This window comes from Rhizobium sp. KNZ14-9A (genome assembly GCF_056755015.1).
Genome location: NZ_JBPGXB010000002.1, coordinates 4,401,759 through 4,413,751, shown reverse-complemented (window position 1 = coordinate 4,413,751; position 11,993 = coordinate 4,401,759). Strand labels below are relative to the sequence as shown.

Below are 11,993 nucleotides of genomic sequence, written 5' to 3'. Positions count from 1 at the left end.
ATTTGCTGTTGCGACCGCGATCCTTACACGGAAAGAGCATCACAATATGAAAGGAAACGAATGTTCTCTTCGATCCATTTGCTGCAGCCGCATCTCCTGAGCCTGCTGCGCATCATCTCGTCCCTCGTACTTTTCAGCTACGGAACGCAGAAGATCCTGCTTTTCCCGGCCGCAGCAAGCGTGCCGCCCGTCGGCTCGCTGTCCTGGGTTGCCGGCCTTATCGAACTCACGCTCGGCTTCCTAGTGCTCATCGGTTTCCAGACCCGCATCGCAGCCTTCGTGCTTTCGGGCCTGATGGCCTTTGCCTATTTCATCGGCCACGCATCGAAGGGCTTCTTCCCGGCACAGAATGGTGGCGTCGCGGCGATCCTCTTCTGCTTCGTTTTCCTTTATCTGGTCGCCGCCGGTGCAGGTCCGTTCAGCGTCGATAACCTGCTGAAGCGCGGCCGCACGACGGTTGCCGCCTGATCATCACAAAAGAAAAAAGCCGAGGCGATATCGAACCGCCCCGGCTTTTCTAATGACATGCGCCTTATCGGCTCAGAAGCTCAGACCTTGACCCAGGCCCCGTTGCGCTTGGACGACGCCACGCAGGCTTCCACGAAGGCGACACCCTTCACACCATCATCGACGGTCGGGTAGACGACGGCCTTGTCGACCGCTTTACCCTTCTTGTGAGCGTTGATGGCATGCGCGGCTTCCGTATAGATCGTCGCAAAGGCTTCGAGATAACCTTCAGGGTGACCCGACGGAACACGGGAAACGCGGGCGGCGGCAGCGCCGGAACCGGCGCCGTTGCGGGTGATCAGCCGCTTGGATTCGCCGAACGGCGTGTACCAGAGATAGTTCGGATCGGCCTGAACCCATTCGATCCCGCCCTTGGTGCCGTAAACGCGCACCTTGAGGCCGTTCTCATGACCCGGCGCCACCTGGCTGCACCAGAGCATGCCCTTCGCCGGCTTTTCCGAACCCTTGGCCTTGAAGCGCAGCATCACATGGGCGTTGTCGTCGAGACGGCGGCCCGGCACGAAGCTGTCGAGATCGGCAGCAAGGCTGTCGAGCTCCAGCCCGGTGATGAACGAAGCGAGGTTATAGGCATGCGTGCCGATATCACCTGTCGAACCGCCGACGCCTGATTGTGCCGGGTCGGTGCGCCATGCAGCCTGCTTCTGGCCGGACTGCTCGATCGCTTCCGTCAGCCAGTCCTGCGGATATTCGGCCTGGACGATACGGATATCACCAAGCTCGCCATTGGCGACCATTTCGCGCGCCTGACGAACCATCGGATAACCGGTATAATTATGCGTCAGGATGAACAGTGCACCGCTCTCGTCGGCAACCTTCTTCAGCTTCTTGGCATCGGCAAGGTTGGAGGTCAGCGGCTTGTCGCAGATGACATGGATGCCGCGGCGCAAGAATTCCTTGGCGGCGTCATAATGCACATGGTTCGGCGTGACGATGGAGACGGCTTCGATGCCGTTCTTCAGCTTCGCTTCGCGGATCGCCATTTCCCGGTAGCTGGAATAGGTGCGCGACGGATCGAGACCGAGATCGCGACCGGACTGGGCAGCCTTTTCCGGCGTCGACGACAGTGCGCCGGCGATCAGGTCATACTGATCGTCGATACGCGCTGCGATACGGTGGACGGCGCCGATGAAGGCCCCTGCGCCGCCGCCGACCATGCCGAGCCGGATGCGCGGCTCGCGGGTCTGTTCGGATGATGCTTCGATTGCCATAATATTCTCCTCGAAATCCCGATCCGCTTACGACAGACCCAGCATGCGCCGGTTGGCCGCCTGATCGGTGCCGCCGGCAGCGAAGTCGTCGAATGCCTTTTCAGTGACGCGGATGATATGTGCCGCAACGAATTCAGCGCCTTCACGCGCACCGTCTTCCGGATGCTTCAGCGCGCATTCCCACTCGACCACGGCCCAGCCATCGAAATTATTGGCGGTCATCTTCGAGAAGACGGCGCCGAAATCGACCTGGCCATCGCCCAGCGAACGGAAGCGGCCGGCACGCTCGACCCAGCCCTGATAGCCGCCGTAGACGCCCTGGCGTCCGGTCGGATTGAACTCGGCATCCTTGACGTGGAACATCTTGATCCGGTCTTTGTAGATGTCGATGTTGTCGAGGTAATCGAGGCACTGCAGAACATAGTGCGACGGGTCGTAGAGCATGTTGGCGCGCGGATGATTGCCGACGCGCTCCAGGAACATCTCGTAGGTGATGCCGTCATGCAGGTCTTCGCCCGGATGGATTTCGTAGCAGACGTCGATGCCGTTTTCGTCTGCATGATCGAGGATTGGCTTCCAGCGACGGGCAAGCTCGTCGAAAGCGGTCTCGACGAGACCGGCGGGGCGCTGCGGCCACGGATAGATGAAGGGCCAGGCGAGCGCGCCGGAGAAGGTCGCATGCGCCTTGAGGCCGAGATGCTTGGAAGCCGTCAGCGCGTACTTGACCTGCTGGACGGCCCATTCCTGACGCGCCTTCGGATTGCCGCGCACTTCCGGCGCCGCAAAGCCGTCGAAGGCTTCGTCATAGGCCGGATGGACGGCAACGAGCTGGCCCTGCAAATGGGTGGAAAGCTCGGTGACTTCGACGCCGTTTTCACGCGCCTTGCCAGCGAATTCATCGCAGTAGTCCTTGGAGGTCGCCGCCTTCTTGAGGTCAATGAGCTGGCTTGCCCAGGTCGGAACCTGCACGCCCTTGTAGCCGATATCGGCCGCCCATTTGGTGATCGCGTCCCAGGAATTGAAAGGAGCGGTATCACCCGCGAACTGTCCGAGGAACAGGCCCGGTCCCTTGATCGTCTTCATGTCAGTTTCCTCCCTGAATATCGATCGTAAACGTTTCCGATAAATCTTAGTGCGCCGTTCGATAAAGAAAAGGCGCCTCCCCGCCAGTGCGAAAGATTTAGCGGGTGGGCCAAAATCAACGCGGTCTGGACCTAATCACGCTCACCGCTGATCGGCAAGAGGTACGTGCCGCATTTTGGCTTCAACTTGTCTGAAGGCATGAAAAATGCGCCCATCCTTTCGAATGGGCGCATGCATGAAAGTATTATCAGAACGGAGAATCCGGGAAGTAGAAGTTCTTGGCATTCTCCTTGGTGACGAGCGTTGCGTCGAGGATGTAGTTACCGTGAACCGGAACCTGATCGTAGAGCGCAGCAGCCGTCAGCTCCATGGCCGTACCGACCATTGCCGGCGGATACAGAACGTCGACCGGGATCAGCTTGTCACCGTCCATGACCTTCTTGACCATGTCCTTGGAGCCGGCGCCGGCAACGACATATTGGATGTCGGTGCGCTTGGCCTGCTCGATGGCCTGGAGGACGCCGACTGCCATGTCGTCATCCTGGCACCATACGACGTCAATCTTCGGATACTTCGTCAGATAGTCCTGCATAACCTTGAAGGCGTCGTCGCGGTTCCAGTTGCCGTACTGGCGGTCGAGAACCTTGACCTTGGAGCCGGCAATACCCTTGTCGAAACCGTCCTGACGCTGCTGGTCGATCGGGATCGGCAGGCCGCGGATGATAACGACCTCAGCTTCCGGGGTCTTTTCGGCAATGTACTTGCCCGCGACTTCACCGAGCGCCGGATTGTTGCCGGCGACATAAAGGTCACGCACGGAATTGTCGTTGTTCGACGGCGCGCGGTCAACGAGCGCGACGAACTTGCCCTTGCCCTTGACTTCCTTGATGGCATTGACGAGCGGATCCGGATCCGACGGCAGGATGACGAGTGCGTCGATGCCCTGCGTATCAAGGTCCTGCACGGCGTTTGCCTGCGTTGCGGCATCCGGCGAGGTCTTGACGATGACGTTCAGGCCCGGATGTTCGGCCATCAGCTTCTTGGCAACGCGCTCGGCGTGAAACACGACGCCCGACGTCCAGCCATGGTCGGCGGCCGGAATGGACACACCGATCGTGTAATTCTTGTCCTGGGCGTAGGCTGCGCCGGCAAAAGCCACCCCCGCAACCGCCAGACCCAACATGAGCTTGCGCATACTATTTCCTCCCAAAAATATCAGGGACTTATTCAATCCGGGCCGGGTGCCCTGGATAGCCCGGCCAATCCGAGAAGCACTTGTCTTACGATTTGCGCACCAGCGACCGCTGCACCAGCATGGCGATGATGATGATCGCACCCTGGATTGCGCCGATCAGGTATTCGCTGATGAAATTCGAAAGCAGCATGATGTTGCCGACGAGCTCGAGAATGAAGGCGCCGCAGATCGTGCCCCATACCCGGCCGGCACCACCCTTCAGCGCTGTACCACCCACGACGACAGCCGTGATGGCCTGCAGCTCCCATAGGATGCCGGTCGTTGCCGAGGTCGAGCCGAGGCGCGGCACATAGAGCAGTACGGCGATCGCCACGCAGAAGCCCTGGATGACGAAGGCAATTGTGCGCACGCGGTTGACCGCAATGCCGGAATAACGCGCGACATCGCTGTTCGAACCGACAGCCACGACATGGCGGCCGTAGCGCGTGCGATAGAGAATGAAAGCCGCGACGGCGGTAACAGCCAGGATGACGACGATCGGCACCGGCATGCCGAGAATGCTGCCGAAATAGGCCGGACGATAAAGCGTTTGGATATCTGCCGAGCGCAGCGTGATTGCGCCACCCTGCGACAACCATGTCGTCAGGCCGCGATAGATGCCCATCGTACCGAGCGTCGCGATAAAGGGTTCGATCTTGCCGACTGTCGTGATGAGGCCGTTTGCGAGACCGCAAAGCGCACCGGCGACCACGGCGAAGACGACGGCAGCGGTCAGCATCAGCACCGGATCGGCAATGACGCCGGAATTGATAAGCAGGATCATCAGGCTGGCGACGAAGGCCACCATCGAGCCGACGGAAAGGTCGAGGTCGCCGGCCGAGATCACGAAGGTTGCACCGACAGCGATGATGGCAATGAAGGCGCAGCGCGTTGCGACATTCGTAAGGTTGGTGATGCCGATGAAATTCGGGTTGACCAGTGCGCCCACGATGAGGAGCAGGGCCAGTGCGGCAAAGGGCGCAACCGCGCGCAGATCGACGTCACGCCAGGATCTGCGCCGGATTTCCCTGGTCTCCTCGTTAACACTCATGTCCAAAACCAACCTCCCGTCCCATGACTGCTGGGCACTTTGTTTGTCCCGCGCGCAGCACGCCCGTGCCGCGCCATGCCGGCTCAGGCAGCCGCCTGACGCTTCAGCCCCGCGGCGTAACGCATGATTTCCTGTTCGGAAATTTCATCCCCCTCGAGCATGCCGACGATCCGGCCTTCACGCATGACAGCCACGCGTGTGCAGAGACCGATGATCTCGGGCATTTCCGAGGACACGACGATGATCGACCGCCCGTCGCGAGCAAGCGCCGAGATGAAATGGTAGATCTGCTGCTTGGTACCGACATCGATGCCACGCGTCGGCTCGTCGATGATGATGATCTGCGGCTCTGTTTCCATGACCTTGGCGAGCAGCAGCTTCTGCTGGTTACCACCAGACATGCGGCCGGCAACGATATTGCCGTCGCGTACGCGGATGTCGAAGCGCCGCTTGGCCTTTGCAAGCGCTGCCGCTTCGCTGTTAGGGCTCAGATAACCATGGCTGACATGGCGTTCGAGCGATTGCAGTGTCAGGTTGGCGATCATGCCCGAACCGAGCAGCAGCCCCTTCGACTTGCGGTCCTTGGTCATATAGGCAAGGCCGGCGCGATTGGCGGCGCGCGCATCACCCGAAGACGCGCTTTCGCCGTGGATGACGACCTCGCCCGACAGGCGCGAGCGCAAGCCGGCAATCGCTTCCATCAGCTCGGTACGACCTGAACCGATAAGTCCGGAAAACCCGATCACCTCGCCCTTGCGCACTTCGAAGCTCGCATCCTGCACGTAGCCGGTCGAAACCGAACTGACGCGAAGCACAACTTCCTCGTCGACATTGGGCTCGACTTTGGCGGGATAGAGGCTAGAAAGCTCGCGGCCGACCATGAGCTGCGCGATGGATTCGCCATCCAGCATGGAGGTCGGCGCCGTCTTCACCCATTGGCCGTCCCGCAGGACCGTGACCCTGTCAGTCAGTTCCATGACTTCGTCGAGCTTGTGGGAAACGAAGACGAAACTGGTGCCCTTATCGCGAAGCTTGCGCACCTGCTTGAAGAGCATATTGATCTCCTCGCGCGACAGAACCGCCGTCGGCTCGTCCATGAAGACCACGCGCGCATCGCGGCTGATCGCCTTGGCAATCTCGACCATCTGCTTGTCGGCGATGGAAAGCGAACTGATCATCGCATTCTCGTCGACATGCGAACCGAGCATGTCGAGCACCCGGCGCGTCTCACCGCGCATGTACTTGCGATCGAGCACGCCGAAATGCGTGACCTCGCGGCCGAGAAACAGACTCTCCGTCACGGTCAAATGTTCAGCGAGATTGAATTCCTGATGGATGATGACGATGCCCAGCGCCTCGGCAGCACCATTCGGCGGCAGCACTATGGGTTTGCCATCGAGCAGGATCTCACCCGATGTTGGCTGCTCGAAGCCGGAGAGAATCTTGACAAGGGTGGATTTTCCGGCGCCGTTTTCACCCATCAGCGCATGGATTTCACCGGCGCGAAGATCGAAGTTGACGCTGAAAAGAACCTGCACGCCGCTGAAAGACTTGCAAATGCGCCTGGCGGACAACACCACTGGTGCAGCCTCTGCGGTATCCACGGTCATGATTTCCTCCTGCGGCTCCCATCCGCTTATATTGGGCATATGTAAACCTTTACATCAGGCATGTAAAGGTTTACATCGTGGATTTACACAGACTTGTTGGCAGTCGCCTTTGACCTCCCGACAAGTCTGTGTAGTGTGCGGCGAAGACAGCCCAAGGCAGAGCCCCCGTGTCGAATTCCACGCCCGCAACAATCGAAGACGTCGCCCGGATCGCCGAGGTTTCCATCGCGACGGTTTCACGGGCAATTCACATGCCCGAAAAGGTGGCCAATTCCACACGCCTGAAGGTCAACCAGGCGATCGCCATCACCGGCTATACGACCAATGCCATGGCGCGCAGCCTGAGGCTTGGACGCTCCAACATGATCCTGGTCGTGGCGCCCGATATCGGCGACCCCAACTTTTCCAATATCTTGATCGGCCTGGAAAACGAGGCACGGGCCCATGGCTACGGCGTGCTGATCGGCCACACGCAGAATGATGCGCAGCGCGGCCTGGAATATCTGAAATTCTTCAATTCCAACCAGGCGGCCGGCTTGATCCTTTTTACCGGCATCCTGCCCTTCGGCCATCAGATGGTGACGGCGCAGCTGCCGCCGAGCGTCGGCGTCTTTGAACCCGTCTTCAATGGCGGCATTCCCTATGTTGGCGTCGACGATATGGAAGGCGCGAGGAAGGCTGTCGACCTGCTTCTGGCCGAGGGACACCGCAAGATCGCCTTTATCGGCGATTCCCGCACCCGCCTCGCCTACAGCCGCCGCCGGCAGGGTTATGACGCCGGCCTCGACGCAGCCGGTGTCCCCAAGGACATGCGTATCGTGCTGGAGGGCGACGGCACAATCGAGAGCGGCCGCCATGCTGTGGAGCAGCTCTTCATGCGCGACACGCTGCCGACCGCCTTCATGTGCGTCAACGACCAGACTGCAATCGGCGTCATGATCGGCCTCAACGCCCGCGGCTACAACATCCCGCAGGATTTCTCCGTCACCGGCTTCGATGACGTGCCGCAAGCCGTCTTCATGAGCCCGTCGCTGACGACCATTCGCCAGCCGCGCACCGCAATCGGCAAGCAGGCCATGGCGCTGCTTCTGGAGCTCCTCTCCGATGGCCGTCCTGCCGAGACGGAAATCCTGCTGCGGCCGGATCTTGTGGTGCGCAATTCGGTCTCCGCACCGCCGCGTAACTGGCAGAAGCGGTAGCCTCGAAACCTCGACCAACCATCTGCCATTGCCTGATCTCCGCCCCGTTCTAGTTTGCCGACAGACTCCTTTGCGAAGACGAGGCGACCGAAATGACACAGCTGGCCGATAGATACCGAGGCTACATCGCTTGCTTGAACGAACAGGACTGGGCAAACCTGGGAAATTTCGTCCACGAAGAGGTTCGCTACAATGGCAAGCACATCGGCCTGTCCGGCTATCGGGAAATGCTGGAAGGTGATTTTCGCGCCATCCCCGATCTCTTCTTCGACATCCAGCTCCTGATCTGCGAGCCGCCACGTGTGGCGAGCCGTTTGCAGTTCGACTGCATACCGAAGGGCGAACTTTTCGGTCTTCCCGTCAACGGCAGGAGAGTGCAGTTCGCCGAAAACGTATTCTACGAGTTTCTGGATGGAAAGATCGAGAGCGTCTGGTCGGTCATAGACAGGGCAGCCATCGAAGCCCAGCTTTGAAACACGGAGCTTCCCCTCCGATTACGCGATCCGCTTGAACGTACTGAACTGAAACCTCTGCACGCTACCCCAGGGTGTCGAATGATCGTGGCGGCGGCTGTCGATCAGCTCGAAACCTGGTCCGATTAGCTCTCCCAGACTCTCGGAACTATGACGCGCCACAGGCAGGCCGCTGCACTTTTCCGGCCCATCGAGGGCAAAAGTCCCCATGACTAGATGTCCGCCCATTTTCAACGCGCGTTTCAGCCGCTCGATATAGGCTGCTTGCTGGGCCGCATCGGTCAAGAAATGAAAGGCTGCTCGGTCGTGCCAGATATCATAGGTCCGCGGCGGCTCCCAAAGGGTCGCGTCAACGGCAATCCACATCACCTCGTTGCCTTTGGCACCAAGGCGCTTTCGCACCGTATCGAGGGCTGCCGCCGAGAGATCGAGCACCGTCACATCGCCGAACCCATCGACGAGAAGGCTGTCGACCAGCCTTGAAGCTCCGCCGCCCACATCGACAATGGCGTCCGATTGTTTTGCTTGCGCGAGATGGATCAGTTCGAGGGAAGGTGCTGGATTTTCCTGAAACCAGCTGACATCATTCTCGCCCTTGGTCGAATAGACATTTTCCCAGTGCAGCTTGCGATCGTCAGTCATGAAACGCTCCAAACGTTTCTCCACCGCCACTGATGGCATGCCAGATTTCCGTCTGCCCGACCAGCACAACTGGCCATCTCCCGTCTCCGTAAACGAAAAAGCCGGGAAGCTTCGCTCCCCGGCTCTTCCAGTAAAATCCAACCGGCAATCAAACGTAGCGGTTGACGATGTTTTCGAGCAGTTCCTGCTTACCGGATTTCGGCTGCGGGTTGACGTCCTTGCTCTCGACCCAATGGGTGATCTCTTCCAGCGAATATTCGCCGCGGAAGAGCTTCTGTCCCTCAGCCGAATTCCAGCCGGCATAGCGGTCTGCGAGCGGCTGGGAGAGCGCCTTGTCCTCGATCATCTTGGCAGCGGCCTTCAGGCCGCGGGCGCAGCAATCCATGCCGCCGATATGGCCGATCAGCAGGTCTGCCGGGTCGAGCGACTGACGGCGCAGCTTCGAATCGAAATTGGTGCCGCCGGTCTTGAAGCCGCCGCCTGCCAGAACGTGGTAATAGGCAAGCGCCATTTCCGGAACATTGTTCGGGAACTGGTCGGTATCCCAGCCGGACTGGTAGTCGTTGCGGTTCATGTCGATCGAGCCGAAGATGCCGAGCGCGTTGGCGAGTGCCAGCTCGTGCTCGAAGGAGTGGCCGGCGAGGATCGCGTGGCCTTGCTCGATATTGAGCTTCACTTCGTTTTCGAGGCCATGCTTCTTCAGGAAGCCATAGACGGTCGCGACGTCGTAGTCGTACTGGTGCTTGGTCGGCTCCTGCGGCTTCGGCTCGATGAGGATCGTGCCCTTGAAGCCGATCTTGTGCTTGTACTCGACAACAAGGTTGAGGAAGCGGCCGAGCTGGTCGAGCTCGCGGCCGATATCGGTGTTGAGCAGGGTTTCATAGCCTTCGCGGCCACCCCACAGAACATAGTTTTCTCCGCCGAGCTTCTGCGTGGCGTCTATGCAGGTCTTGACCGTCGCAGCGGCGAAAGCGAAGACATCCGGATCCGGGTTGGTTGCAGCACCCGACATGTAGCGGCGGTTCGAGAAAAGGTTCGCCGTGCCCCAGAGCAGTTTCGTGCCGGAAGCAGCCTGCTTTTCGGCGAAGTAGTCGACGATCTCGTTCAGGTTCTTGGTGTTTTCGGCAAAGTTCTTGCCTTCCGGGCGCACGTCGGCGTCGTGGAAGCAGTAATAGGGCGCGCCGAGCAGAGAGAAGAATTCGAAGGCTACGTCAGCCTTGAGCTTGGCAGCCTTCATCGTGTCTTCAAACCACGGACGCAGGAAGGTCTGACCGCCGAAGGGGTCGCCGCCAGGCCAGGTAAACGTGTGCCAGTAGGCGACTGCGAAGCGCAGATGATCTTCCATCCGCTTGCCGAGAACGATTTCGTCCGGCTGGTAGTAACGGAAGGCCAGCGGGTTGGTGCTGTCAGGGCCTTCGTACTTCACTTTCTGGATGTCGCCGAAAAATCCGGTGCTCATTTGGGTTCTCCTTGGGTTCAGTTCTTATGGATGGATCAATGGGCCAGCGACTTGATCGCCGGGTAGACGGAGCGGTAGCGCTTGTAGGCATCTTCATAGGCGCCGCTGAGCGCGGCGACCGGCTCGATCGTGCCGGCCGTGACCGGCGGTGTGCAGACGGCAACCGGATCGGCGCCCGTTGCCGCAATCAGGCCGAGGCGGGCAGCACCGAAGGCAGCACCGAAATCGCCGTCCGCAGGCAAGTCGACGGGAACGCCGAGCGCGGTGGCGATAGAGGCCAGCCAGTAGCGTGAACGCGAGCCACCGCCGATCGCCGTGACACGGGAAATATCCGTGCCGGCAGAACGCAGCGCTTCCAGATTGTCTCGGATCGCGAAGGAGACGCCTTCGAGCACTGCCTGCGTCAGCACGACGCGGCTGCTTTCATGTTCGAGGCCGATGAAGGCGCCGCGGATGACCGCATCATTATGCGGCGTGCGCTCGCCCGAGAGATAAGGAAGGAAGGTGACGCCGGTCGGCGCCTTCAGGCTTTCGCCGAGTTCGCCGGTGAGATCAGCGGCCGACTTGCCGGTAACCGACGAATGCCAGTTCAGGGCATCGGTCGCCGAGAGGATGACGCCCATCTGGTGCCAGGTATTCGGCAGCGCATGGCAGAAGGCATGAACAGCGCTTTCGGGCTTCGGCAGATAGGCAGCGTTGGCGGCAAAGAGAACGCCCGACGTGCCGAGCGAAACGAAAGCAGCCCCATCGCTGACCGTACCCATGCCGCAGGCGGAAGCCGCATTGTCGCCAGCGCCGCCGGCAACGACGACGTCGCCGGAAATGCCCCAGGCCGAAGCGAGCTCACCGCGTAGCTTGCCGCCTTGCTCGGTGCCTTCGACAAGCGTCGGCATCTGCTTCTCGTCGAGATTGGTCGCAGCCAGCAGTTCGGGCGACCAGGCGCGCTTGCCGGTATCGAGCCAGGACGTACCGGCCGAGTCGGACATCTCAGAGATATGTTCGCCAGTCAGCCAGAGGCGCAAATAGTCCTTCGGTAACAGAACCTTAGCAACCTTGGCGAAGATCTCGGGCTCGTTCTTGGCGACCCAGGCAAGCTTCGGTGCGGTGAAGCCTGGAAAAACGATATTGCCGGTCAGCTTGCGGAAACGCGGATCGGCGTCGAGGGCCGCAGCCTCGATATAGGAACGCGTATCGTTCCAGAGGATGCAGGGACGCAGCACCTTATCGGAAGCGTCGAGCAGAGTAGCGCCGTGCATCTGGCCGGAGAGGCCGATACCCTTGACGGCTGCAAGCTCCTTCGGATGTTTGGCCTTGAGGCCGGCAACAGCCTCTTCCGTGGCGCGTACCCAATGGGCCGGCTCCTGTTCGGACCAGCCGGAATGCGGACGCGAGACGTCGAGCGAACCATTGGCGGAGCCGATGATCTTCTGATCGTCGTCGATCAGCATCGCCTTGACGCCCGAAGTTCCGAGATCGAGACCCAGATACATGTGGTATTTCTCCCTT

11 protein-coding genes are annotated in these 11,993 nt (G+C 60.1%); 3 read left to right on the top strand and 8 right to left on the bottom strand.

The annotated features are described in order from the left end of the window. The first annotated feature begins 60 nt into the window (after positions 1 to 60). Positions 61 to 468, top strand: a complete 408-nt coding sequence (locus ACR9ZQ_RS28565; protein ID WP_310383801.1) for a DoxX family protein — start codon at positions 61 to 63, stop codon at positions 466 to 468. 80 nt (positions 469 to 548) lie between these two features. Here ACR9ZQ_RS28565 and ACR9ZQ_RS28560 read toward each other — a convergent pair whose 3' ends face one another. The 5 genes from ACR9ZQ_RS28560 to ACR9ZQ_RS28540 form a co-directional block, all read right to left on the bottom strand. Beyond that, positions 549 to 1,736, bottom strand: a complete 1,188-nt coding sequence (locus ACR9ZQ_RS28560) for a Gfo/Idh/MocA family protein (RefSeq protein WP_007817496.1) — start codon at positions 1,734 to 1,736, stop codon at positions 549 to 551. Positions 1,737 to 1,763: 27 nt separating this feature from the next. Continuing rightward, on the bottom strand, positions 1,764 to 2,819 hold the full coding sequence (locus tag ACR9ZQ_RS28555; protein ID WP_007817498.1) for a sugar phosphate isomerase/epimerase family protein: 1,056 nt from the start codon (positions 2,817 to 2,819) through the stop codon (positions 1,764 to 1,766). A 247-nt stretch (positions 2,820 to 3,066) separates the two neighbouring features. Then, positions 3,067 to 4,014 (bottom strand): substrate-binding domain-containing protein, encoded by a 948-nt coding sequence (locus tag ACR9ZQ_RS28550; protein ID WP_007817501.1) that lies wholly within the window; start codon positions 4,012 to 4,014, stop codon positions 3,067 to 3,069. 85 nt (positions 4,015 to 4,099) lie between these two features. After that, positions 4,100 to 5,104, bottom strand: a complete 1,005-nt coding sequence (locus ACR9ZQ_RS28545) for an ABC transporter permease (RefSeq protein WP_310383805.1) — start codon at positions 5,102 to 5,104, stop codon at positions 4,100 to 4,102. Positions 5,105 to 5,187: 83 nt separating this feature from the next. Further along, positions 5,188 to 6,714, bottom strand: a complete 1,527-nt coding sequence (locus tag ACR9ZQ_RS28540; protein ID WP_439016620.1) for a sugar ABC transporter ATP-binding protein — start codon at positions 6,712 to 6,714, stop codon at positions 5,188 to 5,190. 167 nt (positions 6,715 to 6,881) lie between these two features. Here ACR9ZQ_RS28540 and ACR9ZQ_RS28535 point away from each other — a divergent pair, with 167 nt between their 5' ends. Beyond that, a complete protein-coding gene (locus tag ACR9ZQ_RS28535) occupies positions 6,882 to 7,913 on the top strand; it encodes a LacI family DNA-binding transcriptional regulator (RefSeq protein WP_113321922.1) in 1,032 nt (343 codons plus the stop codon). 92 nt (positions 7,914 to 8,005) lie between these two features. Further along, complete coding sequence (locus ACR9ZQ_RS28530) at positions 8,006 to 8,386, top strand: ester cyclase (protein ID WP_481429154.1); 381 nt, start codon at positions 8,006 to 8,008, stop codon at positions 8,384 to 8,386. A 21-nt stretch (positions 8,387 to 8,407) separates the two neighbouring features. On the opposite strand, the gene ACR9ZQ_RS28525 is transcribed toward ACR9ZQ_RS28530, so the two are convergent. The 3 genes from ACR9ZQ_RS28525 to xylB form a co-directional block, all read right to left on the bottom strand. Further along, complete coding sequence (locus ACR9ZQ_RS28525) at positions 8,408 to 9,028, bottom strand: class I SAM-dependent methyltransferase (RefSeq protein ID WP_481429153.1); 621 nt, start codon at positions 9,026 to 9,028, stop codon at positions 8,408 to 8,410. 148 nt (positions 9,029 to 9,176) lie between these two features. Beyond that, positions 9,177 to 10,487, bottom strand: a complete 1,311-nt coding sequence (gene xylA, locus ACR9ZQ_RS28520; protein ID WP_310383812.1) for a xylose isomerase — start codon at positions 10,485 to 10,487, stop codon at positions 9,177 to 9,179. Positions 10,488 to 10,522: 35 nt separating this feature from the next. Then, positions 10,523 to 11,977: a xylulokinase gene (gene xylB, locus ACR9ZQ_RS28515; protein WP_481429152.1), complete on the bottom strand. Its 1,455-nt coding sequence runs from the start codon at positions 11,975 to 11,977 to the stop codon at positions 10,523 to 10,525. Positions 11,978 to 11,993 lie beyond the last annotated feature (16 nt).

Coding starts and splice junctions, on each gene's coding strand:
- ACR9ZQ_RS28560 (WP_007817496.1), bottom strand. CDS start 1,736: ATGGCAATCGAAGCATCATCCGAACAGACCCGCGAGCCGCGCATCCGG.
- ACR9ZQ_RS28555 (WP_007817498.1), bottom strand. CDS start 2,819: ATGAAGACGATCAAGGGACCGGGCCTGTTCCTCGGACAGTTCGCGGGT.
- xylA (WP_310383812.1), bottom strand. CDS start 10,487: ATGAGCACCGGATTTTTCGGCGACATCCAGAAAGTGAAGTACGAAGGC.
- ACR9ZQ_RS28545 (WP_310383805.1), bottom strand. CDS start 5,104: ATGAGTGTTAACGAGGAGACCAGGGAAATCCGGCGCAGATCCTGGCGT.
- xylB (WP_481429152.1), bottom strand. CDS start 11,977: ATGTATCTGGGTCTCGATCTCGGAACTTCGGGCGTCAAGGCGATGCTG.
- ACR9ZQ_RS28525 (WP_481429153.1), bottom strand. CDS start 9,028: ATGACTGACGATCGCAAGCTGCACTGGGAAAATGTCTATTCGACCAAG.
- ACR9ZQ_RS28565 (WP_310383801.1), top strand. CDS start 61: ATGTTCTCTTCGATCCATTTGCTGCAGCCGCATCTCCTGAGCCTGCTG.
- ACR9ZQ_RS28530 (WP_481429154.1), top strand. CDS start 8,006: ATGACACAGCTGGCCGATAGATACCGAGGCTACATCGCTTGCTTGAAC.
- ACR9ZQ_RS28540 (WP_439016620.1), bottom strand. CDS start 6,714: ATGACCGTGGATACCGCAGAGGCTGCACCAGTGGTGTTGTCCGCCAGG.
- ACR9ZQ_RS28550 (WP_007817501.1), bottom strand. CDS start 4,014: ATGCGCAAGCTCATGTTGGGTCTGGCGGTTGCGGGGGTGGCTTTTGCC.